Source organism: Pseudomonas sp. B33.4, from assembly GCF_034555375.1.
Taxonomy (GTDB): Bacteria; Pseudomonadota; Gammaproteobacteria; order Pseudomonadales; family Pseudomonadaceae; genus Aquipseudomonas.
Genome location: NZ_CP140706.1, coordinates 4,967,325 through 4,989,242, shown reverse-complemented (window position 1 = coordinate 4,989,242; position 21,918 = coordinate 4,967,325). Strand labels below are relative to the sequence as shown.

Here is a 21,918-nt window from a genome sequence, read left to right as displayed (position 1 = left end):
ATCAAGGGCCCGCCATGAACAAACTGGAACTGCTGCGCACCTTCGTCCGTGTCAGCGAGCTGTCGAGTTTCACCCTCGCTGGCGAGAGCTTGGGCTTACCGAGATCGACCGTTTCCGAGCATGTGCAAGCGCTCGAAGCACTGGTCGGCACGCGCCTGCTGCAACGCACCACACGCAAGGTGCAGGCGACTCAGGACGGACTGGTGCTGTACGAACGCAGCAAGGATCTGCTCTCGCACATGGACGAGATTGAAGGGTTGTTCCGCCAGGACGAGGCTTCGCTGACCGGGCGTATTCGCGTCGACCTGCCGAACATTCTCGCGCGACGCCTGATCATGCCGCGCCTGCCGCAATTCATGGATCGCCATCCGAATCTGGAGCTGGAAATCAGCAGCACCGACCGCCGCGTCGACCTGCTCAGCGAAGGCTTCGATTGCGTGGTGAGGATTGGCGCACAGCCGGATCAATCGGTGGTCGCCCGGCACCTCGGTGACTTCCCCATGGTCAATTGCGCCAGCCCTGCCTATCTCGAACGCTACGGTGTGCCGCAGTCGCTGGAAGATCTCGCGCAGCATCGATTGGTGCATTACGTCGGCGTACTCGGTTCGCGTTCGGAAGGATTTGTGTACGAGGAGGGCGGGCAGGTGAAACGATTGCCGATGGCAGGCAGCATTACTGTCAACAGCACTGACGCTTACGAGTCGGCGTGCCTCGGCGGCTTCGGTCTGACGCAGGTGCCGCGCACCGGCATGCAACCACATCTGGATAACGGCGAACTGGTGACGGTGCTACCGCAATTCACGGCGCCGGCGATGGGCATTTCATTGCTGTATGCGCGACAACGGCATCTGCCGTTGCGGGTGCGGGTGTTTATGGATTGGCTCGGCGACCTGATTCGCTCCGCGCTCTAACCAGCACCACACATCCAAATGTAGGAGCTGCCGAAGGCTGCGATCTTTTGATTTTGCTTTTTAAAAACAAGATCAAAAGATCGCAGCCTTCGGCAGCTCCTACAGGGGATTTGTGGGGGGTCAGAAGATCTGGGTGAACAGCCAGTAAAGGCTGCCCGACAGCAGGATCGCGGCCGGCAGCGTCAGCACCCACGCCATCAGCAGATTGCGGATGGTCTTCATCTGCAACCCGCCGCCATTGGCAACCATGGTCCCGGCCACACCCGACGACAACACATGCGTGGTCGACACCGGCAAACCAAACATGTCCGCCGCACCAATGGTCAGCATGGCCACGGTTTCCGCCGATGCACCTTGCGCATAGGTCAGGTGGGTCTTGCCGATCTTCTCGCCCACCGTCACCACAATCCGCTTCCAGCCGACCATGGTGCCCAGCCCCAGCGCGATGGCCACGGCGATCTTCACCCACAGCGGAATAAATCGCGTGGCGTTGTCGATCTGTTGCTTGAACAGTTGCAGTTTGCTGCTGGTGTCGGCGTCGAAATTGCCGACCTTGTTCTTGTCCATCAGGCGAATGCTTTCGCTGGCCAGGTACATGTCATTCCGCACGTTGCCCATGGCTTCGGCCGGGACTTTCGCCAGCGAACCGTAGCCTTTGACTTCTTCGCCAATGTGCCCGGTGAGGGCGGCGAGGGCGGGGATCAGTTGCGGCGTGGCTTCCTTGCTGCGCACGTAATCGGAGAGGACCGCACGCGGATCGGCCGGTGTCGGCAGCGGTGCACTTTTCACCAGCGCTTGCTGGGTGACTTGTGCCACGGCGGCAAACTGCAGCGACTGTTCTTCCGGCATCGTGCGGTTCAAGGCGTAGGCCATCGGCAGCGTGCCGACCAGAATCAACATGATCAGGCCCATGCCTTTCTGGCCGTCATTGGAGCCGTGAGCGAAGGACACGCCGGTGCAAGTCAGAATCAGCAAACCGCGAATCCACCACGGTGGCGGCGCGTTGCCTTCCGGGGCCTTGTACAGCGAGCGATTCTTCACGAACGCGCGCAGTGCCAGCAGCAACAGCGCCGCACAACCGAAACCCACCAACGGCGACAGCAGCAAGGCGTAACCAATCTTGGTCGCCTGTGCCCAGTCGACACCGCTGGTGCCGTCGCGGCCGTGCATCAGGGCGTTGGCCACGCCGACGCCGATGATCGAACCGATCAAAGTGTGTGAAGACGACGCCGGCAAACCCAGCCACCAGGTGCCGAGGTTCCACAGAATCGCCGCGATCAGCAGGGCGAAGATCATTGCGAAACCGGCAGAGGAACCGACCTGCAGAATCAGCTCTACGGGCAGCAAGGCGATAATGCCGAACGCCACCGCACCACTCGAAAGCAGCACCCCGAGAAAGTTGAAGAAGCCCGACCAGACCACCGCGACATTCGGCGGCAGCGAGTGCGTGTAGATCACCGTCGCCACGGCGTTGGCGGTGTCATGGAAACCGTTGACGAACTCGAAACCCAGGGCAATCAGCAGCGCTACTCCGAGCAACAGAAACGGCGTCCAAGTGGTCACCACCGTGCCGAGTTCGTGCATGTCGTGCATCAGGCTATAGGCGGTGAACAACATCCCCATCGCCAGCACGGCGAAAAAGATCACGTACGTAAACGGGCTGGTTTTCTTGTCGAGGGCTGGCCTGCCGCTGGCGGCGGACGCGGGGCTGGCGGTCAGGGAGGGAGTAGCCATGGGAGGACAATCCTGAGCGAGGGAAGGAGTGTCGCCCATGATCGTTGCAGAATGTTACAGAGAGACTGCGCCATGTCAGTGTTTGGCTGAATAGCCTGACCATTGATCTGGAGGCAAAATCAAAAGATCGCAGCCTTAGTAATCTCCGCGCTTGCGAAACGCCCAACGCCCGGCAATCACGGTAAACGTCGCCACCAGCGCGACCAATATCCAGAACCCTTCCGGATCCTGCGACAACGGCACGCCACCCACATTCATCCCGAAAAAACCGGCAATGATGTTGATCGGCAACGCGAGCACAGTCACCACCGTCAGCGTAAACAGCGTGCGGTTGCTCTGTTCGTTGAGGTTGGCGGCGATCTCTTCCTGGAGCAGTTTGATCCGCTCGCCGAGGGCGGTGAGGTCGTTGATGATCAGCGCAAATTCCTCGGTGGATTTGCGCAGTTCCTTGACGTCCTCCTTCTGCAACCAAGGCGGCGGCCGATTGAGCAAACGCAATAACGAACCCGGCTCCAGCGCCAGCAGCCGTTGCAGGCGCACCAGCACACGCCGGTTGGCACCGAGTTCGGCACGGTTGGTCGACAGCCGCGAGGAAAGCAATTCGTCCTCGACCTGATCGACGCTCATGCTGGTCTTGCGCACGATCTGCGTCAGCACTTCACCCTGATCACGCAACAGATGTACGAGCAGTTCCGAGGGCGAACGAAAGCGTTCGCCGGCCTTCACCGATGAGCGCAATTTGTCCACCGAGTGCAACGGTTGCAAGCGCGCACTGACGATCAGCTTGCTGCGCACACAGACCCACAGCGTCGACACGTCCGAGGAGACCATGCTGCTGAGGTTGAACACCACATCGTTGACCACCGCCAGCAACGCCGAGTCGACGTGCTCGATGCGCGTCGAGCGCGAACCTTCGTGCAGCGCCTCGAAAAATTCTTCGGGCAATTGCAGATGGCTTTTCATCCAGCGCTCGCACGCGGCATGCGCCAGATTGAGGTGCAGCCAAAGGAATTCACCCGTGTCGTTGTCATCCTGCAAACAGCGCAATGCCGTGGCCGAATCGACTTCGCGGCCACGTTCGCCGGGCAGGAAACGAAAGCCGTAGAGCAGGCCAAACAGATCAGGATCGCGATGACTGATATCGAGGCTGTGGTTCATGAAGGCTCGCTGCGAGGAGGGTACGTCGGTCGCGTAAATGGCAGGTTCACTGAGCCGCATCATCGCAATGTCACATGACGTTTGTGTGACAGCAAAATGACGTCAAATCAGCGGCTTACCGATGGTCGGATTTTCTTCAAGAAGCGCTCTGGCACGCCGATGACGCTTAGGTTACGTTGCGCGCCATTGGCCATGAGCCAAGGCTCGCCGACATGGATGTCCGGCAAAATTTCACGCCTTACCGGGCGTGCCTCATCCTTGTCTTGAGTATCTTTCGATGCTGCAAAAATCCCTGAGAGCGCAAATTCTCGCCCTGCTGAGCGGCAGCCTGCTGGCGGTGCTGTTGATCGCGCTGGCCTGTTTTCATTTCCTCTCCAACGGCGTGCAAAGCTACAGCCAGTTGATCGCCGGTCCCCTGCACACCTCGCAATTGATCGACGAAGCCAACCTGCAATTCAAGGTGCAGGTGCAGGAGTGGAAAAACGTCCTGCTGCGCGGCAAGCAACCGGCGGATCTGGCCAAGTATTGGGGCCAGTTCGAAGATCGTCAGCGCGATGTGCAGAACATCCTTGGTGAACTGGCCGGGCAGAAAGGCATTGAGCCCAGTCTGAAAGCGCGCATCGAGCGTCTGCGTGACGAACACCGTCAACTGGGTAGCGCTTATCAGAGGGGACGCGATGCCTACGTGGCCGCCGGTGGCGATCCGACGGCGGGTGACACAGCGGTCAAAGGCGTTGATCGCGCCACCAGCGATCAGATGAGCGAACTGGTCGCTGAATTGCGCAAGCAAGGTACAGAGCAGTCGGCGCTGATCAGTGCCGAGGCCGATCGCACGGTGTTGTTTGGTTTGCTGGTGATGCTCGCGTCGGGGCTGTTGATCGGCCTGTTGAGTCTGTGGCTGGTCAACCGCAACCTGGTCGAGCCGATCCGCAAACTCATCGATTACGTCACCCAGTTGAGTCGCGGCAAACTGGCCGAGCGTGTAGTCAGCGACCGTCAGGATGAGTTGGGCAATCTCGCTGCAGCGGCCAACACCCTGCGTGATTTTCTCGCCGACACCTTCACCCGCTTGCAGCGCAGCGCCAGCGATCTGGACAGCGCCAGCGGTGAGTTGAACGCCATCGCCACGACCATGGCCGGCGGCACCAACGAACAGTTCAACCGCACCGATCAGGTGGCCACGGCGATGAATGAAATGTCCGCCACTGCGCAGGAAGTGGCGCGTCACGCCGCCGATGCCGCGCGTGCTGCCGACGATGCCGATCAGTCCGCCCAACAGGGTGAAAAGGTCATGCAGAGCACCATCCACTCGATCACTCAGATGCGCGGCGAAATCGCCAACACCGCCACGGTGATCCGTCGCCTGGAAGCCGACAGCGGCCGCATCGGCAAAGTGCTGGAAGTGATTCGCGGCATCGCCGAGCAGACCAATCTGCTGGCACTCAACGCCGCGATTGAAGCGGCGCGGGCCGGTGAGGCCGGGCGTGGTTTTGCCGTGGTCGCCGATGAAGTGCGCAACCTCGCACAGCGCACCGCCGAGTCGATCATCGAGATCAACCAGATCATTCAGAGCGTGCAGACTGGTGCGGTGGATGCGGCGCAAGCCATCGACAGCGGTCAGACGCGCAGCGATGAAAGTGTCGAGCAAGTGACTCAGGCCGGCGCGATGCTGGAGCGCATTACTCACGCGGTGGAAGCGATCCGCGACATGAACCGTCAGATCGCTACCGCTGCGGAGGAGCAGACGTCGGTGGCCGAGGACATCTCGCGCAACCTCACCGAGATCACCTCGATCGCCAGCACCAACCTCGACAACGTGCAGCGCACCGAAAGCGCCAGCCAGAACCTGCATGGTCTGTCAGGGCAACTCAATGAAGTCACCGCTCGCCTGAGCGCCTGACGCTATCAGACGTGTACCGGTTCGGATACCGAGTCGGTACACAGTCGATCTCAAATTGAGGCGGGCAGGGTCGATGACCGGTTATCTATAACCGGCATTGGAGCCTTTCCATGGTCAGCATCACTTCTGTTTCGATCAACCAGACTGTCACCACACCCACCAGCAAAACGTCGATCAGTGACGTTGGTGACGACACTTCCACCAGTGCAACCGCCAGCACTGACGCAGCCACCGACGCGCCGAAAGCGGCTGGCGGCGCAGCACCTTCGGGCGGCAGCAGTTCCAGCAGCAGCGAAGAATCGGATTCGGTGAAAGAACTGCGCAAGCAGATTGCCGAGTTGCAGAAGCAATTGCAGGAGGAGCAGCAAGCGCTGCAAGCGGCGCAGGCGAAGCAGGAAAGTTCGGATGCCAAGGCGACTGAAGTGGCGGCGGCTCAGGCGCAAATCACCGCCACCTCGGCCTCCCTGTCCACCGCCACAGCCTCATTGTTGCAGGCCTTGCAGGATTCCGACTCGAGCACCTCGGGTTCGCTGGTCAGCACCTCGGCGTGATGCCTTTTCCCCTCACCCTAGCCCTCTCCCAAAAGGAGAGGGGACTGACCGTGGTGACTATTCGAGTTACGCCGACCTGAAATATCGGCTCGAACTCAGGGCTTGAGTAACCGCCGATCTGCTCCCTTTCCCCCTCGCCCCTTGGGGGGAGAGGGCTGGGGTGAGGGGGAGAAAATCTCACTGACAACCAATTAAAAAAGCCGAACACAAAAAAGCCGCACGATCATTCAATCGTGCGGCTTTCCCTATTCGCGGTATCAAGTGTCTTGCTTGTTGCTCAACACCTTGCCAGTGGTGGCATCAAAGTCCACATCGAACTCTTTGCCATCAGCCGTCTTCAATTCAACTTCGTACTCATAACCATTGAAGTGGTTATCCAGATCCGTGTCAGTGATGGTCGCACCCGGATGCAGTTTCAGCGCTTCGGCGTTCATCGATTCCAGCGACTTGATCTTGCCCGACTTAACCAGTTCAGGAATCTGGTCAACGCGAACATCAGCCTGGGCCAGGCCAGCGGTAAGAGTCAGGGCAGCGGCGGTAAACAGGGCAGTCAAAGTTTTCATCGGTTCAATCCTTTAGGTGTTTGTCTAAGCGGGTGTGCTGTTTCAGTGGGTTCAGATTAAACAGCGCAACTTAACTCACCCTTAAAACGCTGCACTCGATTGCGTCGTTTGTTCAATTAGCCCACGCCGCGACATTTCATGCTGTGGCTTCAATCAATGGAGGTGCTCATGAAACGTATCGTTGCCCGGTTGTACGCGCCGCTGTTCTGGGGCGGATTTATTGGTGGCGGGTTGTGGCTGGCGCAGTGGTCGACGTTATGGCTGTTGCTGCTGTTTGTTGCAGCGCTGGCGGTATCGTTCACGGCGGAATGGCTGCTGCCCTATGAGACTGTCTGGAACCGCCCGGCGGATGATCGACGACGCGATACCTTGCATGCGCTGGTCAACGAAGCGTTGAATGCGCTGGGCCTGCTCGCATTGCCCGGGTTGGTGGCGGTGCTGGCGATTGACGGCGTGTGGCCAAAAGGCTGGCCGTTATGGCTGCAACTGGGCCTGGCGATTTTCATCGCCGACGCGGGCATCAGCCTGATGCATTACGCCAGCCATCGCGTGAAGTGGCTGTGGCGATTACACGCGGTGCATCACAGTGTTGAACGGCTCTACGGTTTCAACGGCTTGATGAAGCATCCGTTGCATCAGTTGCTCGAAGCGTCGGCGGGGCTGTTGCCGTTGTTGGTGCTGGGCATTCCTTTGCAAGTGTCGACGTTGCTGGCGTTTGCCATCGCGATCCAATTGTTGCTGCAGCATTCCAACGTCGACATGCGCCTCGGTTTCCTCCGCCGGATTTTCGCCTGGGCGCCGCTGCATCGCTTTCATCACATGAAGTACGGGCGCGCCGGTGACGTCAATTTCGGTCTGTTCTTCAACGTGTGGGATTGGCTGTTGGGCACTGGTTTCTACACCGAAGAGTATCGGATCGGGCAGGGTGATCTGGGCATTGGCAGTCGCCCGGATTTTCCCAGGGATTACCTGGCGCAATTGCTTGATCCGTTTGACACGGTAACGTTGGCTGGCGAACCGACAGTGCCCGAGGCGCTGCGCCGCTGAATCAGCTCAACAGCTTCAACTCGATGTGTTGAAGCGCCTGGCGAGCGGTGACCCCGAAGAGTTTTTTCAGGCTGCGCGAGAAGTGCGCCGAATCGGCGAACCCGGCAGCGTGCGCAGCGGTGGTCACCGGGCTGCCCGCGAGAATCGCCGCCATGGCCATGCGCAAACGCCGCCACAGCACCAGCCTGCGCACCGGCAAACCGACCTGATCGACCAGCAATCGCTGCAATTGGCTCAGGGACAAATTCGCCGTATCGGCCACGGAACGGGCGGCGACTTTGCTGCCCAGCGAGGCATCAACGGCGGCCAGTGCACGTGTGATGCGCGGATCATTCAACGAGCGGCGCGGGCATTGGCGTAGCGCGATATCCAGCGCGGTCAAAGACAGTTCGGCGTTGAACACAGCATCACGCAGCACCGGTGCTTCGAACAGCAACGGCTCTGCATAAACACTAAACAGCGGATCCGGCGCTTCAACAATCGCGTGACGCACGTTGGAAGCAATCAACAGCCGAGAGCTGCTGACGGTTTCGCCCTCGAGCCACACCGTGGCCGGTCGCTCAGGGGCGAGGATGATCTGATGGGCATAGTGGCTATGGGGCGCAGTGCGCCCCGACACTCCGTGGATCAGGCCATAGTCGTGCCCCAGCCAGAGGCGGCCTGTCCACTCGGTGTTTGCGCTCACTCAGAAGCCGTTGTTCTTCAACACCTGATCGACACTGGCGGCGGCCGGGCGTTTGTAGAACTTCAACAGTTCGCTGGCACGGTTGGTGAAGATACCGTCGACACCTGCCGCCATGACTTTCTCGAAGTCCACCGGCTCGTCGACGGTGTAGACGTGCACCAGCAGGCCCTGATCGTGGGTGTATTGATTCATCCACGGTTGCACCAGATCCGAATAGCTCTGGTCACCGCCCTTGGTCAGCTTCGCCGACGGACCGGTACCGATGGCACCTTGCGACTTCGCGTAGTCCACCCATTGCTTGAATTCGGCTTCAGACTTCGGCTCTTGTTTGCCGTAGAAAACGTTTTTGTCTTTCTCGCCGGACTCAGCAAAAGACACCTTGGATTTCGGCTCGATGCTGCCTTCGCCCACCCACAGCAGAAGGATCTTCGGCACCTGCGGCATTTCTTTTTCCAGCAGGGCGAGGCTGTTCTTCTCGAATGTCTGCAATATCACCTTGCCTTTGCCCTGACCGACGCCCAGCGCGCTTTTCGCCAGTTTCGAACCGGCCGGGCTCAGCCAGCCGCGATCCTGCAGTTTTTCCTTGAGGTCTTTCTCGATCCCGGGAAACAGCTGCGGCTCTTTGGTCTCGATGTACAAGCCAGGCTTGTGTTGCGGATTGGCCTGGGCGATGTCGATGATTTCGTCGAGGGTCAGAATCTTCAGCCCGGCGTAGGACGGACGGGCACGATCAGGGTAGGCCTTGTTGTACCAGCTACCGGCGTCGAGGGTTTTCAGTTCGGCCATGGTGAAGGCATTGGCCGGGCTGTCCTTGCGCTCCGGGAACTTGCTGGCGACGTCGGTGGTGCGTTGCAGGTTGTTGTCGTGCAGGGCGAACAGCACGCCGTCCTTGCTGCGCTGCAAGTCCATTTCCAGGTAATCGGCGCCCAGATCACGGGCCAGTTTGTAGGAGGCGGCCGTGGATTCCGGTGCATCGAAGGACGCACCACGGTGAGCAATCACCGCCGGGTGCGGGATGCCGTGGGCCGCAGCAACGGCGGCAGGATCCGTCTGGCTGGCGGCGTGAGCCTGACCGAGGCCGAGCAGCAGGCTCAGGACCAGAGCGCTTTTGGTGAAAGTGGCGGGCATGTTCGAGTTCCTTTCGCAGGGCATGTTCAAAGACGTACCTTTTAACAACTGAATCGATTGCGTGCTATCGCCAGACCGACATAAACGTATTAAAAGCGATTTTTCCTGCACTTTTGTGGCGCCGTTTGCAGTACGCTTGCCCTCGGCAGACGTCCCGGCAGAGGGCGCGCCGCTCAGTTGCCCTGCGTGTAAACCATCGATCACCTTTCGTGAGGTTTACCATGCGCATCACCTCCCAACTCATCTGCCAGGCTGCCGACGATCTCAAAGGATTTGTCGGCCTCAACCGCAAGACCGGTCAGTACATCGTGCGCTTCAGCGAAGATTCGTTCGGCATGGACGTGGCCGATGACGGCATTATTCCTGTGAATGAATTTGTCTGGGCGCCGGCGACAGCGCAGACGATGACGCTTAAACGCGAGTTGCTTCAGTTGTTGCTGGATCAGAACATCGATGACCGGATCAACATCACCGAGCCGTTACGCGTTTATATGAGCAAGGTTGAAGTGCCGGAGATTGAGGCGGTGCGCAGTCTGCTGCGCGGCTGAGATTTTGTAGTGGCTGTACTGGCCCCATCGCTGGCTTGCCAGCGATGAGGCCGGTGAGTTCACCACCAATATCACAGGCTGAATTGATACTCGCGTTCGACTTTGCACACCCGCGTATGAAACGCCGAATACCATTCCGAGCGCCCACGCGCTTGAATCAGCCGATGCTCAGGGTGCTGCCGCCACGCCAGAATCGCCGCTTCGCTTTCCCAATACGACACCGTAATCCCCACGCCATCCGCCCCACGAACTGACTCGACACCCAGAAACCCCGGCTGCTCACTCACCAACGCGGCCATGCGCTCAGCCGCCTCGGTATACCCGTTGTCACCTGCGGTTCGTGTCGAGGTAAAAATTACCGCAAAGCAGGAAGCCATCAACGTCGCCCCGCACAAGCTTCGATAAACGCGCGCACCAGTGGCGGCATCTGCCCTTTGAGCGCCGCACGTTCCGGCTGAAACAACGTCGCGACAAAGAAGCGGTGATCCTTGAGTTCAAACGCGCGTAAATCCCCCGACGAATCATGGCCTACGGCTTGTAACCGATCGCCCAACAGTTGCTGTTCGAACTGCGGATTCACACCGAAGCGGCAGCGATAGCCTTCACGAATCAGCGACGTTTCGTACGCCTTGGCGATCAACGAACCGGGCACCAATTGAATGCTGTCCACCGCTTCGACCAGCGAGCAAGTCAACGGCGTGAGCACCGCGCGCTCGGAATCGGGCGAGGTCTCGCCATGCTCGGCATCCGCCCAGCCCAACACGTTGCGGGAAAATTCCAGCACAGCATGCTGAAAACCGCCGCAGGTGCCGAGGAAAGGGCGCTGCTGTTCGCGGGCAAAACGGATCGCCCGCAGTGCGCCTGATTCACTTTTGTAAGGGCTGGCCGGCACACACCAGAAACCGGCGAAGCGTTCGAGTTGTGTGTCGGCGTGGATCTGGTCAGTGGGCAGCCATTCGAATTGCACGTTCTGGCTGAGGTATTCGGCGACCAGCCCGAGGGCGACGGGAATGGCTTGGTGGGCGGTGACTTGCGAATCGTAGTCGCCAATCAGGGCGATACGGATGGCGCTATTTTCCATGGAGGTTCCCTGCGCTTGTTGATTGATGGTCCTCACTATAGATTGGCGTTCACGCACTCAATATGGGCGTTTACCCAAGTGATCAATGCAGTGACGCACTATCAACTCGACTACGCCGACTTGGCCCTGATTCTCGCATTGGTGCGAGGCGGCTCTCTGGCCCGGGCCTCGCAGTTATTGAAGGTCGATGTGTCGACGGTGTTCCGCGCCGTGCGCCGTCTCGAAGCTGCACTCGGTCAGCATCTGTTCGAAAAAAGCCGCGCCGGTTACTTACCGACCACCCTCGCGCAGACGCTGGCCGAGCAAGCCGAACGCGCCGAACAGGCACTGGAAGCCGCGCGTATCGGCGTGGAGCAGGGCGGCGAAGTGGTCAGCGGCACGGTGCGCCTGACCTGTACCGATTCGGTGTTGCAGGGTTTACTACTGCCAGCGCTGGCGCAATTCATGCCCCAATACCCAGCGCTGACTATCGAGCTGAGCACCTCCAACGATTTCGCTAACCTCAGCCGCCGCGATGCCGACATCGCTCTGCGCCTGACACGCACACCGCCGGAGCATCTGGTCGGACGACAACTGGCGAAGATTTCCTACCGGGTCTGCGCCAGTACGCGGTATCTGCAGAGTGTCGATGCATCGGATCTGACGACACTGACGTGGATCGCCCCGGACGACTTTTTACCCGATCACCCGACCATCGCCTGGCGCCGCCAGCATCTTCCCGGCGTCACCCCGGGCTACCGCTGCAACAGCATGTTGTCGGTGACTGAACTGGTCCGCGCAGGCCTCGGCGTCGCGGCATTGCCGGACTTTCTGATTGGCGATGATTTGCAGGCGTTGGGTGAACCGCTGCACGGTTACGACACCGCGCTGTGGCTGCTGACTCGCCCGGATTGCCGGGCGTTGCGCTCGGTAGTGACGCTGTTCGATGAGTTGGGGCGGGCGCTGCGGTTGCCGTGATCGGGGCTGGCCTCTTCGCGGGCATGCCCGCTCCCACAGGTTCATTGGTCGTACACAAAACGTGTAGTCGACCTGGTCCAGCGGGAGCGAGCCTGCTCGCGAAGGCGGCAACTCGGTTTATGGCCCAGACACAATCTTTGATCCCGCCGACTATTCCGAGTGAATCCGCATCACCCTGGAGCCCGCTCATTGGCAAACATGCTCACCGCATCCACCGCCTCGCTGGCGCCATCACGAATCTGCAAGATCACCGTGCCCGCCTGATTCGCCAAATCGACCCCTTCAGCCGCGCGACCCCGGGTGCCCTCCATGCTCTTGATGGCCTGCCGGGTCTCGTTCTGGATCAAACCGATCATGTTGGAAATCTCCGCCGTCGAGCCGCTGGTACGTGCCGCCAGTTGTCGTACTTCATCAGCGACCACAGCAAATCCGCGTCCCTGTTCACCGGCGCGTGCAGCTTCAATGGCAGCATTGAGCGCCAGCAGATTGGTCTGGTCGGCAATCGCGCGGATGGTGTTGACGATGGTGGTGATCTGCTCGGAGCGCTCGCCCAGTTGCGCAATCAACGTGGACGATTGGGCAATGTCCTCGGCGATTTCGCGCATTTCGCTGGCGGCTTGCTGGATCACCTGCGTACCTTGCTCGGCGACTTTTCGCGTGGCCACCGAGATGTGATACGCCGCGCTGGCACTGCGCGCGTCCTGTTCGTGTTGCTCGACCCGGGCGGTGACATCGGAGGCGAATTTCACCACTTTGCACAAGCGCCCGGCGGCGTCGTAGACCGGGTTGTAATTGGCCTCGAGCCACACGGTCTGCCCGCGCTTGTCCACGCGCTCGAACTGACCCTGGAAAAGCTCGCCCTGATTCAAGCGCCGCCAGAAATCCTGATAGGCACTGCTATTGATCAGTTCCGGTGTGCAGAACAAACGGTGATGTTTACCTTTGAGTTCGGTAAGTGTGTAACCCATGCGCGTCAGAAAATTCTGGTTGGCCGTGAGAATACTGCCGTCGAGATTGAATTCGATGACCGCCATCGCCCGGTCAATTGCCTGCAACTTGGCATTGGCCTCGCTTTCCTGTTGCACCTTGGCGGTCACGTCCATGGCGTACTTGACCACTTTCACCACGCGGCCCGCAGCATCCTTGATCGGGTTGTAACTGGCTTCGAGCCAGATCGGCTGACCCTTGCTGTTGACCCGTTCAAACGTACCGGACTGGAACTGGCCGTTTTTCAGGCGTGACCACAAATCAGTGTATTGAGCGCTGCGCCCGAACTCTGGGGTGCAAAAGCGTCGATGGGGCTGGCCGATCGCTTGTTCCGCGGTGTAACCCATGGTCTTGAGAAAGTTGTCGTTGGCGCGCAATACCACGCCATCCAGGTCGAACTCGATCACTGCCATCGAGCGATTGATCGCGTCGAGCAAGCCGGCTTGTTCGGTGAGGGAACGCTGAAGATCGGCGACGGCGGATTTGTGGCGATTGAAGAACATGCTCGCAGTACTCTGGAAGGAGGGAAGATCGAGAATTCAGTCCCTATTCCCGCGCTGGCAGACCGAATGCGCGAACGGCATTCGGCGGTGACTGCTCAATGCCAGCATTCCTTAACTGGCAGATGGCTACTTATACAAAACTTCATAAAGTTGTACAAGAAAGTAATTATTTGTAAGTTTGTATAACTTTTTAGGCGTCTGCGCTGTCCGTCGCTAACCCGGTCAAGGCAACGCTGATGGTGTTGCGGCCCGTGTGTTTAGCGGTGTAGAGCGCTTTGTCGGCATCGTCCAGCCAGTCGAGGGCATCCTTGTACAAGGGCTGATACCGCGCCAGACCGATACTCAGACCCACTCGCAAGTCTGGCACCTGCGGATGACGGTACTGTTGTAACGCCTCGCGCAATTGCTCCATCAGCGCTTCGGCCTTGTGCAACGGCAGTGTCGGCAGGACCACGCAGAACTCGTCACCACCGTAGCGCCCGGCCAATTCGTACTGATCGAGCAGGCGTTTGAGTTCCTGACTCAATTGCCGCAGCACCTCATCGCCGACGATGTGCCCGAAGCTGTCGTTGATCTCCTTGAAATGGTCGATATCGATCAACGCCAGCGTGGCTTGGGTTTTGTGCTGGCGGCATTGCTGAAATTTCAGATGCAGCAAGTCTTTCCAGGCGCCGTGGTTGAGCAGTCCGGTCAGGCTGTCGGTACGGCTGAGGGCGGTCAACGTGCGTTTGTGTTGCGAGAGTTTGATCGCCAGGCGATAACAGACCATGCCCAGCGCCAGCGGGTACAAGGTGAGCATCGGCAGGCACGCCCAGACTTGCGCCTGCGTCATCATCAGCCTGAATTTGAAACCGAAGATCGTCCAGCCGAGCAAAACGCCGGCGAGTTGGGCGATGGCGCCGAATACGAACAACCGATAGCCACCGGCGGCGACGTTGTTCATGGTCATCATCGACAGGATGGTTACGGTGGTCAGCGGATTGAATTGGAAACACGCCGCCCAGAAACCGCCGCACAGCGAGTCGTAGAGCAAATTGCGCCGTTCAGCCTGATACGGGAAAGCCGAACGCGTGGAGATCTGATAAGCCAGATGCGGCCAGACAAAGCCATTGAAGATCAACATTGCCCAGATCCAGCCGGGCATATTCAACGGATACAACGCAGCACCGACGCTGAAGAAACCGATTCCCAGACCGATGGCCCTGGGCAGGTAAATGCGTTTGGCGAATGACAAGCCTTTGCCGCGTTGGTTTTCCATGATGCCCTGCGCGAAATTCATCCTGAAATACTTTGCAGTATTTTCTCAGGCTAACCGTTCGTCGGTCGATTGTCGGACATTGTCATTTATTCCAACGGGAATAATCAGTGTCCTTCCGAGCCATTTAATCGGTGGCTCGCGCAGGAGAGGGGCGATTTAGAGCTGATAGTGGGCCAAAAACATTTCCAGCGCCGATTCGGCGACGGTGTTTTGCATATCGATATCAAGAGCGGCGCGGCCCATCGACATCTGTGGCCAGAAGGCAAAGGTCTTGAGCAAGCCTTGCACCTGGTGCGCGGCGAACTCCGGATCGACCGGCTTCAGTCGGCCATCTGCCTGTGCGGCGCGAATCCAAACAGTCAGACCCTCCTCACGTTCACCCATACGCTCGACCATGTTCTGCGCACACTCCGGCGAATGGATCGTGGCGGCAATCGCCACGCGTGCCAAGGTCAGGAAGTTCTCGTCGGCCATCAACTGCACCTTGGCCTGCAGCATCTTCAGTAACTGCTCACGCAATGGCTGATCGCGGCCGTAGGTCACCGATTGCTCGGCGCTGATTCGTGCCCATAACTGGTTGAGAATTTCGGCGAAAAGCTCTTCTTTACTAGGGAAGTGATTGTACACCGTGCGCTTCGACACACCGGCGGTGGCAGCGATCTTGTCCATGCTGGTGACTTCGAAACCGTTGGAGCGGAATTCGGCAATCGCCGCCTGAATAATGGCTTCGCGTTTACGGTCGGTGAGGCGCTGTGGAGCTGTCATAAGTACGCTTCGGCAGAGAAAAGATGAAATTACACTTGGCAGTTTACTTGTCATCCGCTTTGATGCAACCTAGAAACTACACCGTTCAGTGTAATGTTGCGTTAATCCTCGCAACCTAAAAAACAGCAGTTCGGCCTATGCGTGCAGCTTTGGCCATTTATCGTCCCACCGTGGAAAAACCGTGAATTGCGCGGTTTTTCTGGAGTCATTCAGTCATGGCCAATCCTGTTTCTATCCCGGATAACACATCCACGCCTGAAGCCTCGCGGCAAAATCAGGGGCTGTTTCGCAATCACGCACCCGTGCAACGCGAAGGCCTACGCAAAATGCTGCGGATCATGTGGAACATGATTTTCCACAAACCGCGCAACACCCGGCCCGCAGCGCCGATCCCGGTGCAGGCGTTGACTCGAGAAGCGTTGTTGGCGGCGCCCAACCACAGCGTCTATCGCCTAGGTCATTCGACCCTGCTGCTGAAACTGCGCGACAAATTCTTTATCACCGACCCAGTCTTCGCCGAGCGCGCATCGCCGGTGCAGTGGGCCGGACCGAAACGCTTCCACCAGCCACCGATCAGCATCGACCAGTTGCCGCCGATCGAAGCGGTGATTCTGTCGCACAACCATTACGACCACCTCGATTACCAGGCCGTGCTCAGGCTGGCCGCCAAAACCAACCTGTTCCTGACCCCGCTGGGCGTCGGCGACACCCTGATCAAATGGGGCATCGATGCCAGCAAAGTTCGCCAGTACGATTGGTGGCAGGGCGCCGAGATTGCCGGCATCCGTTTCGTCGCCACACCGTCGCAGCACTTCTCCGGCCGTGGCCTCTTCGACGGCAACAGCACCCTGTGGGCGTCCTGGGTGATGATCGACGGCGACACGCGAATTTTCTTCAGCGGCGACAGCGGCTACTTCGACGGCTTCAAACGCATCGGCGAACAATACGGCCCGTTCGACCTGACCCTGATGGAAACCGGCGCCTACAACGTCGAATGGCCACACGTGCACATGCAGCCCGAAGAAACCTTGCAAGCGCACATCGACCTCAAGGGCCGCTGGCTCTTCCCGATCCACAACGGCACCTTCGACTTGGCGATGCACGCCTGGCACGAACCGTTCGACCGGATTCTGGCACTGGCGTGGGAACGCAGTATTTCCATTACCACGCCGCAGATGGGTGAGGCGTTTAATATCGCTCAGCCGCAACGCGGGGAGGCGTGGTGGTTGGCGGTTGAAGGGGAGAGTGAGGCGGTGGTGCAGAGCGCGTAATAAGTTTCAGGTTAAGCAAACACCACTTCAATTCGGCCTTCTTTCCGTGATCGGGGGGCCGATTTCACTACGATCTGCACGTCTCGCCCAAGATGCGAAAGACATTCCATCATTTTGGCTTCACTGATCCCTCGAAATTTACCCCGCAGCATTTCGGAAAGTTTTGGCTGGGATAATCCAAGGATTTCAGACGCCTGAATCTGAGTGAGATGGCGAGCCTTGATGATCTCGCCGATCTTCGCCGCGAGCTGCGACTTAACCTGCATTTCACTGGCATTGGGCAGTTCGAGGTCTTGGTAGACGTTCCCGCTACCCTTTTCAATTTCTATCATTTTCTGATCCTTTCGCGTGATCCTGAGCGGCTCGAAGGCGGTTTCGTATCAGATCAACATCGGACTGAGCCGTTTTGATTCCGGTAGTCGACTTCTTTTGAAAGCAGTGCAATACATAAATGGCACTGCCGAAACGAACCGTATAGATGGCACGGTAGGTGTTGGTGTCGAAGTTTTCGATCAGCTCCAGTACACCTGCGCCTCCAAACCCTTTCAGGGGTTTTGCATCCGGATGCTTCAAACCACTCTGGGCCAAATCCAGTGCATAACCAAAAACATCCTGTACGTCTGTGGGCATCTGCTTGAGATCTTTCTTGCTACTGCAGACCCACAAGAGCGGCTTCCTTGCACTCATGCGAAAATATACCTATTTAGGAATAAAGATCAACTCGTTCTCTCAATCAGCCATCGCAAAATCCCCACGCCCCATCGCTTCCGACGACACGCCCTGAACACTGGCACTACGCCCCGGTGCAAACCCGGGAAAGAACACCAGCCCCTGTGCCTCGAACCGATAAGCCAACGCCAGTCGCGCCGCATCCGCGACATCCTGCTGCGCTTCAAAACGATGAATGTCTTCAACCGAAATCTCAGCCTCCCGCGATAGCTGTTCCACGCTCCAGCCCAGCATCGCTCGGGCCTGGACGCAGTGCGTCGGGGTGAACTGGAAAAGGGCAATGCGTTCGAGGATGTGGTTCATCGCAAGAGAGGCCATGGTGTGCTCCGGGCTCAAGAGTGCTGATTGAAAATGTACTGTGTTTTTGTACAGTTGTTTTCGGCCGGGATCAAACGCATTTTTTGATTTGCGCTAATTCGCCGCCTCCAACCAGACGGACGGTGCCTGACCGAGGATCCGCCGGAACATCGTCGAGAACGCCGCCGGGCTCTCATAACCGAAGTCCAGCGCGATGCGCGTCACCGCTTCACCCGAGGCCAAGCGCGCCAGCGCCAAAACCACGCAAGCCTGCTGCCGCCATTCTCTGAAGCTCAGCCCGGTCTGCTGACGGAAAAGTCTGTTGAAGGTGCGCAAGCTTATGTGTAATTGGTCGGCCCACTGCTGTGGTGATTGGTGGGCGTACGGCTGATGCAGAAAGGTCTGACACAGAGACAGGAGCTTTCCGTCAGTCGGTAGCGGGATGTGCAACGGCAGCGGCGCACTGCGCGTCAATTCGTGCAGCAACAGATCGATCAACACGCCATCGCGTCCGCCCAGGTCATAGGCTAGCGGCACCTCCACCGCCTCCATCAGTAAATGCCGCATCAGCGGCGACACACTGACTACTTGGCAGCGCTCGCCCAAATCCACTGCGTCCGGCTCGATATACACACTGCGAGTGCTGACCCCAAGCATCAACACCTCATGCGCCACCCCCGGCGGAATCCACACCGCCCGCTGCGGCGGCACAACCCAGTTGCCGTCATGGGTGCGGACCTGCATCACACCGGTCGCGCCGTATAACAATTGCGCCCGTCGATGCGTGTGAAAAGGCAGCAAGTGACCGTGGGAATAATCCGTACCGATCGCCACCACCGCGCGCGGAGTGTCATCCAGCAGATTGATCGAAACATTGCGCATCAGACGTTTCCCGGTGGTTGGCGTAAACGCAAACATTATTGGCTGACTTGCTGAAGCAGGCCAAGCGATGCCGTTCTATCGTCGAGCGCTCTCCCACCACGGACGCCTCGACATGTTCTATTTACTGCTGACCCTCTTCGGTTGCCTGACCGGCATTACCGCCGTGCTGTTCGGCTTCGGCGGCGGCTTCGTCGTGGTGCCTCTGCTGTATCGCCTGCTCACCGCCAGCCACGGCGCCGACGACCCGATCGGCCAATCGGCGATGCACATCGCCGTCGCCACTTCGACCTGCGTGATGATCGTCAACGCCCTGATCGCCACCGACAAACACCGCCGCGCCGGCAACCTCATCCGTCATTACCTGTGGCCGTTGGGAGGGTTTATCGGCGTAGGTGCGGTCGTTGGTGCAATAGCGGCGGTGTGGGTCAGCGGCGACGTGATTCGCTACGCATTCATCGCCTACCTCGGCGTGACCATCGTCGATTGCCTGCTGCGACGCGGCTTTCTCACTCAGAACCCAGACGTCATCCCACGCCGACTTGGCGTCACGGAAACTTCCGCAGGTGGTGTAGGCATCGGCGCCATCGCGACGTTTCTCGGTGTAGGAGGCAGCGTCATGACCGTGCCGTTGTTGCGCCGTTGTGGATTGAGCATGTCGCAAGCGACGTCCATGGCCAATCCGTTGAGTGTGCCGGTCGCAGTGGCTGGGACGCTGACGTACATGGCGTTGGCCGGGTTCAGTCAGGCTGAACTGGGCGCGTGGTTTGTCGGGTATGTGGATCTGCTCGCGTTTGCGGTGCTGACGGTTGGCTCGCTCATCGGGATTCGATTGGCCGCGCCATGGATTGGGCGGATCCCGGATCGGGTGCATGCCTGGGTTTATATCGGGTTGCTGATTATTGTGCTGCTGTGCATTTCGCTTAAATGAACCATTGCCAGGCTACAGCGGAAGAAATCAAAATCGGTAATTGAGCGCCGTCCTCCAGCAACTACGAGAGAACCCGGATGTTGATCTTCAATTGCACCGAAGCCGCCAGCAAATTCTTCAGCCGTGTTCACAAGGGCAAAAAGATCACGCCGGTGGATGCTAATCCGCCGTCCTCCATCATTGAAGATGATGAGTCGAGCGGCGCTGACGAGCAGTGGCTGGTGCACGCGATAACGGTACAACGCAAGCATGTGTTGCTGGTCATTCACGTCCAGACCCGCTATTGCCTGATTTTCGCTGATGCGAAAAAGGCTGACACAGAAGACTTTGTTGATCGATTTGTGGATCGTTGGGTCAAGGGGATAGTGATCAACGCACATCATCATGACCTCGGGCAGTGGCTTAACCCGGAGTTGATGTTGGCGCGGCTGAAACAGACTTGTGAGCATCAACGGTTCTATCGACGTAGCCATCGCAGCGCGCAAAAACACATTGATGAGATTGCATGGATGTTCCAGGACAAGGTCGCCCATACGGGGTCTTTGCCACCGGATGACATCACAGCGATGGTATTCGACGAGCAAATGAATGACACGCCCAGGAACAGCAAGGGCGCCAAGTCTTACTACTTTCCGGATGAGGAAATGGCGCTTCACTGGTTGCGTCACTACTGCTTTCTCGATGACGTCCAGCTTCATACTGCCAAGGAACGTCGCCAACAAATGGCTCGGGAAATTGCGGCCCTTGAGCACGAAGCCTGGCTTAAAAAGTACGAGCAAGAACACTCGAATAGTTAAGCCACCCCCGCCATAATCCGCAGCGTATTTTTCAGCGTCGGCGCCTGTGTGCCGACGCGACCACCGACTCCTTCAAGGATTGATTCATGCTCAAGGGACTGATGCGCCTGGCGCCATATGCCGCGGCGCTGTTCACACTGATTTCCACTGCTCATGCTGAAGATGGTCGGCGCGTGTTTAACGGTACGCTGGGTAAGACACCGATTGTCGTGGAGCTCAACACCACGCAGCCGGACGAAGTGACTGGTCGCTATTTCTACGAGAAGTATCATCGCGATTTACCTCTCAGCGGTTTGTTTCAGGGCAGCACACTGAGCCTGACCGAGGGCAACAATCGTTACGGTGATGAAAAGCCGCTGCCTACGCTGAAGCTGGAAGAGACCGGCGATGGCTGGCAGGGCGAGTGGCAAAGTCCGAAGGGCAAGAAGTTGCCGGTGAAACTTGCCGAAGCCAAACTTCCAGCGCCGACATCAACGACTTTGCCTTTCATTGCCACGCTGCCGAAGAGCGAACCCTACGAGTATTTGCGCTTACAGGGACTCAAACTCAAACCCGCGAAGACTGAAAGTTTCATGGGTTATAACCTGCAGTGGTGGGTCGAACCTGAGTCGAAAGTTTCACTGTTCAGCGTGGCCTCCGGCTACCCAGCGCAAGATCAACTACGCATCAACCAGCTATTGCTTGAGCGACTCTGGCAAGAGGTCATCAGCTACCACGCCTGCATGCTGCAAGGTGGCGAAAATGCCGAGCAGTATCAGAGTGTCGCGCCCACGTTCCTGTCGCCGGATGTGGTCAGTCTGAACATCAACACCGGGTATGACTGTGGTGGCGCACACCCCGATGTCAGTAACTCCCCCGTCAACCTCAATGTTCACACGGGCCAAGACATAAAGCTGCAAGACGTGTTGTGGGTTGGCGAGCGCGAGAATACTTCGACTGGAGCAAGCGCCAGCAATCAGAGCGACGTGTTGGCGCCGTGGCTGATCAAACAATTCACAACGCTGTATCCCAACGAAATGAAGAAACCAGCCGACGGTGATGAGGACAGCTGTGATTACACCGATGAAAATGTCTGGAGTGTTTTGAATTGGCACTTCACTGCCAAGGGCATTTACCTGGGACCGTACTTCCCGCGCGTACAACGTGGTTGCGATGAACCAGAGTGGTCGATCCTGCCGTACTCCCTCGTCAAACAACACCCCGGCGCCGTCAACCTACAACTGCCCCAAGGCTAACCG

The 21,918-nt window shown here is 58.4% G+C and carries 24 protein-coding genes; 10 read left to right on the top strand and 14 right to left on the bottom strand.

The features are described from left to right. The first annotated feature begins 14 nt into the window (after positions 1-14). On the top strand, positions 15-911 hold the full coding sequence (locus U6037_RS21980) for a LysR family transcriptional regulator (protein ID WP_322844511.1): 897 nt from the start codon (positions 15-17) through the stop codon (positions 909-911). A 120-nt stretch (positions 912-1,031) separates the two neighbouring features. On the opposite strand, the gene U6037_RS21975 is transcribed toward U6037_RS21980, so the two are convergent. Both U6037_RS21975 and U6037_RS21970 read right to left on the bottom strand, forming a co-directional pair. After that, entirely contained in the window at positions 1,032-2,645 is a 1,614-nt protein-coding gene (locus tag U6037_RS21975; RefSeq protein ID WP_322844510.1) for an inorganic phosphate transporter, read from the bottom strand. A 135-nt stretch (positions 2,646-2,780) separates the two neighbouring features. Further along, entirely contained in the window at positions 2,781-3,803 is a 1,023-nt protein-coding gene (locus U6037_RS21970) for a transporter (protein ID WP_099756971.1), read from the bottom strand. Positions 3,804-4,080: 277 nt separating this feature from the next. On the opposite strand from U6037_RS21970, the gene U6037_RS21965 reads away from it, so the two are divergent. Then, on the top strand, positions 4,081-5,703 hold the full coding sequence (locus U6037_RS21965; RefSeq protein ID WP_322844509.1) for a methyl-accepting chemotaxis protein: 1,623 nt from the start codon (positions 4,081-4,083) through the stop codon (positions 5,701-5,703). Between the two features lie 110 nt (positions 5,704-5,813). Next, positions 5,814-6,254: a hypothetical protein gene (locus U6037_RS21960; protein ID WP_322844508.1), complete on the top strand. Its 441-nt coding sequence runs from the start codon at positions 5,814-5,816 to the stop codon at positions 6,252-6,254. A gap of 257 nt (positions 6,255-6,511) precedes the next feature. Here the strand turns inward: U6037_RS21960 and U6037_RS21955 are convergent, their stop codons facing one another. After that, entirely contained in the window at positions 6,512-6,817 is a 306-nt protein-coding gene (locus U6037_RS21955; RefSeq protein ID WP_007917758.1) for a PepSY domain-containing protein, read from the bottom strand. A 168-nt stretch (positions 6,818-6,985) separates the two neighbouring features. On the opposite strand from U6037_RS21955, the gene U6037_RS21950 reads away from it, so the two are divergent. Further along, a complete protein-coding gene (locus U6037_RS21950; protein ID WP_322844507.1) occupies positions 6,986-7,864 on the top strand; it encodes a sterol desaturase family protein in 879 nt (292 codons plus the stop codon). A gap of 1 nt (position 7,865) precedes the next feature. On the opposite strand, the gene U6037_RS21945 is transcribed toward U6037_RS21950, so the two are convergent. Beyond that, positions 7,866-8,549, bottom strand: a complete 684-nt coding sequence (locus U6037_RS21945) for a helix-turn-helix domain-containing protein (protein WP_322844506.1) — start codon at positions 8,547-8,549, stop codon at positions 7,866-7,868. After that, a complete protein-coding gene (locus U6037_RS21940; RefSeq protein WP_322844505.1) occupies positions 8,550-9,677 on the bottom strand; it encodes a glycerophosphodiester phosphodiesterase in 1,128 nt (375 codons plus the stop codon). 221 nt (positions 9,678-9,898) lie between these two features. On the opposite strand from U6037_RS21940, the gene U6037_RS21935 reads away from it, so the two are divergent. After that, on the top strand, positions 9,899-10,225 hold the full coding sequence (locus tag U6037_RS21935; RefSeq protein ID WP_322844504.1) for a DUF2025 family protein: 327 nt from the start codon (positions 9,899-9,901) through the stop codon (positions 10,223-10,225). Positions 10,226-10,296: 71 nt separating this feature from the next. Here the strand turns inward: U6037_RS21935 and U6037_RS21930 are convergent, their stop codons facing one another. Then, positions 10,297-10,602 (bottom strand): antibiotic biosynthesis monooxygenase, encoded by a 306-nt coding sequence (locus tag U6037_RS21930; protein WP_322844503.1) that lies wholly within the window; start codon positions 10,600-10,602, stop codon positions 10,297-10,299. Further along, positions 10,602-11,306, bottom strand: a complete 705-nt coding sequence (locus U6037_RS21925) for a CTP synthase (protein WP_322844502.1) — start codon at positions 11,304-11,306, stop codon at positions 10,602-10,604. The genes U6037_RS21930 and U6037_RS21925 overlap by 1 nt, the downstream gene beginning before the upstream one ends. Positions 11,307-11,321: 15 nt before the next feature. Here U6037_RS21925 and U6037_RS21920 point away from each other — a divergent pair, with 15 nt between their 5' ends. Beyond that, a complete protein-coding gene (locus U6037_RS21920) occupies positions 11,322-12,263 on the top strand; it encodes a LysR family transcriptional regulator (RefSeq protein WP_322844501.1) in 942 nt (313 codons plus the stop codon). A 170-nt stretch (positions 12,264-12,433) separates the two neighbouring features. Here the strand turns inward: U6037_RS21920 and U6037_RS21915 are convergent, their stop codons facing one another. The 3 genes from U6037_RS21915 to U6037_RS21905 all read right to left on the bottom strand — a co-directional run bounded on the left by U6037_RS21915 (position 12,434) and on the right by U6037_RS21905 (position 15,776). Then, entirely contained in the window at positions 12,434-13,753 is a 1,320-nt protein-coding gene (locus U6037_RS21915) for a PAS domain-containing methyl-accepting chemotaxis protein (protein WP_322844500.1), read from the bottom strand. Between the two features lie 190 nt (positions 13,754-13,943). After that, on the bottom strand, positions 13,944-15,011 hold the full coding sequence (locus tag U6037_RS21910; RefSeq protein WP_322847354.1) for a diguanylate cyclase: 1,068 nt from the start codon (positions 15,009-15,011) through the stop codon (positions 13,944-13,946). 156 nt (positions 15,012-15,167) lie between these two features. Further along, the gene (locus U6037_RS21905; protein ID WP_322844499.1) at positions 15,168-15,776 is read right to left on the bottom strand and encodes a TetR/AcrR family transcriptional regulator; all 609 of its coding nucleotides are present in this window, start codon (positions 15,774-15,776) and stop codon (positions 15,168-15,170) included. A gap of 215 nt (positions 15,777-15,991) precedes the next feature. Here U6037_RS21905 and U6037_RS21900 point away from each other — a divergent pair, with 215 nt between their 5' ends. Beyond that, positions 15,992-17,047, top strand: a complete 1,056-nt coding sequence (locus tag U6037_RS21900) for an MBL fold metallo-hydrolase (RefSeq protein WP_322844498.1) — start codon at positions 15,992-15,994, stop codon at positions 17,045-17,047. Positions 17,048-17,058: 11 nt separating this feature from the next. On the opposite strand, the gene U6037_RS21895 is transcribed toward U6037_RS21900, so the two are convergent. From U6037_RS21895 to U6037_RS21880, 4 genes are all read right to left on the bottom strand, one after another. After that, complete coding sequence (locus tag U6037_RS21895) at positions 17,059-17,379, bottom strand: helix-turn-helix domain-containing protein (RefSeq protein ID WP_095048140.1); 321 nt, start codon at positions 17,377-17,379, stop codon at positions 17,059-17,061. Continuing rightward, positions 17,366-17,677 (bottom strand): type II toxin-antitoxin system RelE/ParE family toxin, encoded by a 312-nt coding sequence (locus U6037_RS21890; RefSeq protein ID WP_198431069.1) that lies wholly within the window; start codon positions 17,675-17,677, stop codon positions 17,366-17,368. The genes U6037_RS21895 and U6037_RS21890 overlap by 14 nt, the downstream gene beginning before the upstream one ends. A 99-nt stretch (positions 17,678-17,776) precedes the next feature. Next, positions 17,777-18,094: an XRE family transcriptional regulator gene (locus U6037_RS21885; protein ID WP_322844497.1), complete on the bottom strand. Its 318-nt coding sequence runs from the start codon at positions 18,092-18,094 to the stop codon at positions 17,777-17,779. A 93-nt stretch (positions 18,095-18,187) separates the two neighbouring features. After that, entirely contained in the window at positions 18,188-18,955 is a 768-nt protein-coding gene (locus tag U6037_RS21880) for a helix-turn-helix transcriptional regulator (RefSeq protein ID WP_322844496.1), read from the bottom strand. Positions 18,956-19,067: 112 nt separating this feature from the next. Here U6037_RS21880 and U6037_RS21875 point away from each other — a divergent pair, with 112 nt between their 5' ends. The 3 genes from U6037_RS21875 (at position 19,068) to U6037_RS21865 (ending at position 21,915) form a co-directional block, all read left to right on the top strand. Further along, positions 19,068-19,883: a sulfite exporter TauE/SafE family protein gene (locus U6037_RS21875; protein ID WP_322844495.1), complete on the top strand. Its 816-nt coding sequence runs from the start codon at positions 19,068-19,070 to the stop codon at positions 19,881-19,883. A 77-nt stretch (positions 19,884-19,960) separates the two neighbouring features. Further along, positions 19,961-20,680 (top strand): DUF6933 domain-containing protein, encoded by a 720-nt coding sequence (locus U6037_RS21870; protein ID WP_322844494.1) that lies wholly within the window; start codon positions 19,961-19,963, stop codon positions 20,678-20,680. 86 nt (positions 20,681-20,766) lie between these two features. Continuing rightward, positions 20,767-21,915, top strand: coding sequence for a hypothetical protein (locus tag U6037_RS21865; protein WP_322844493.1), 1,149 nt, complete (start codon positions 20,767-20,769; stop codon positions 21,913-21,915). Positions 21,916-21,918: the final 3 nt, after the last annotated feature.

Coding starts and splice junctions, on each gene's coding strand:
- U6037_RS21980 (WP_322844511.1), top strand. CDS start 15: ATGAACAAACTGGAACTGCTGCGCACCTTCGTCCGTGTCAGCGAGCTG.
- U6037_RS21975 (WP_322844510.1), bottom strand. CDS start 2,645: ATGGCTACTCCCTCCCTGACCGCCAGCCCCGCGTCCGCCGCCAGCGGC.
- U6037_RS21970 (WP_099756971.1), bottom strand. CDS start 3,803: ATGAACCACAGCCTCGATATCAGTCATCGCGATCCTGATCTGTTTGGC.
- U6037_RS21965 (WP_322844509.1), top strand. CDS start 4,081: ATGCTGCAAAAATCCCTGAGAGCGCAAATTCTCGCCCTGCTGAGCGGC.
- U6037_RS21960 (WP_322844508.1), top strand. CDS start 5,814: ATGGTCAGCATCACTTCTGTTTCGATCAACCAGACTGTCACCACACCC.
- U6037_RS21955 (WP_007917758.1), bottom strand. CDS start 6,817: ATGAAAACTTTGACTGCCCTGTTTACCGCCGCTGCCCTGACTCTTACC.
- U6037_RS21950 (WP_322844507.1), top strand. CDS start 6,986: ATGAAACGTATCGTTGCCCGGTTGTACGCGCCGCTGTTCTGGGGCGGA.
- U6037_RS21940 (WP_322844505.1), bottom strand. CDS start 9,677: ATGCCCGCCACTTTCACCAAAAGCGCTCTGGTCCTGAGCCTGCTGCTC.
- U6037_RS21935 (WP_322844504.1), top strand. CDS start 9,899: ATGCGCATCACCTCCCAACTCATCTGCCAGGCTGCCGACGATCTCAAA.
- U6037_RS21930 (WP_322844503.1), bottom strand. CDS start 10,602: ATGGCTTCCTGCTTTGCGGTAATTTTTACCTCGACACGAACCGCAGGT.
- U6037_RS21925 (WP_322844502.1), bottom strand. CDS start 11,306: ATGGAAAATAGCGCCATCCGTATCGCCCTGATTGGCGACTACGATTCG.
- U6037_RS21915 (WP_322844500.1), bottom strand. CDS start 13,753: ATGTTCTTCAATCGCCACAAATCCGCCGTCGCCGATCTTCAGCGTTCC.
- U6037_RS21910 (WP_322847354.1), bottom strand. CDS start 15,011: ATGGAAAACCAACGCGGCAAAGGCTTGTCATTCGCCAAACGCATTTAC.
- U6037_RS21905 (WP_322844499.1), bottom strand. CDS start 15,776: ATGACAGCTCCACAGCGCCTCACCGACCGTAAACGCGAAGCCATTATT.
- U6037_RS21900 (WP_322844498.1), top strand. CDS start 15,992: ATGGCCAATCCTGTTTCTATCCCGGATAACACATCCACGCCTGAAGCC.
- U6037_RS21895 (WP_095048140.1), bottom strand. CDS start 17,379: ATGATAGAAATTGAAAAGGGTAGCGGGAACGTCTACCAAGACCTCGAA.
- U6037_RS21890 (WP_198431069.1), bottom strand. CDS start 17,677: ATGCCCACAGACGTACAGGATGTTTTTGGTTATGCACTGGATTTGGCC.
- U6037_RS21885 (WP_322844497.1), bottom strand. CDS start 18,094: ATGGCCTCTCTTGCGATGAACCACATCCTCGAACGCATTGCCCTTTTC.
- U6037_RS21880 (WP_322844496.1), bottom strand. CDS start 18,955: ATGCGCAATGTTTCGATCAATCTGCTGGATGACACTCCGCGCGCGGTG.
- U6037_RS21875 (WP_322844495.1), top strand. CDS start 19,068: ATGTTCTATTTACTGCTGACCCTCTTCGGTTGCCTGACCGGCATTACC.
- U6037_RS21870 (WP_322844494.1), top strand. CDS start 19,961: ATGTTGATCTTCAATTGCACCGAAGCCGCCAGCAAATTCTTCAGCCGT.
- U6037_RS21865 (WP_322844493.1), top strand. CDS start 20,767: ATGCTCAAGGGACTGATGCGCCTGGCGCCATATGCCGCGGCGCTGTTC.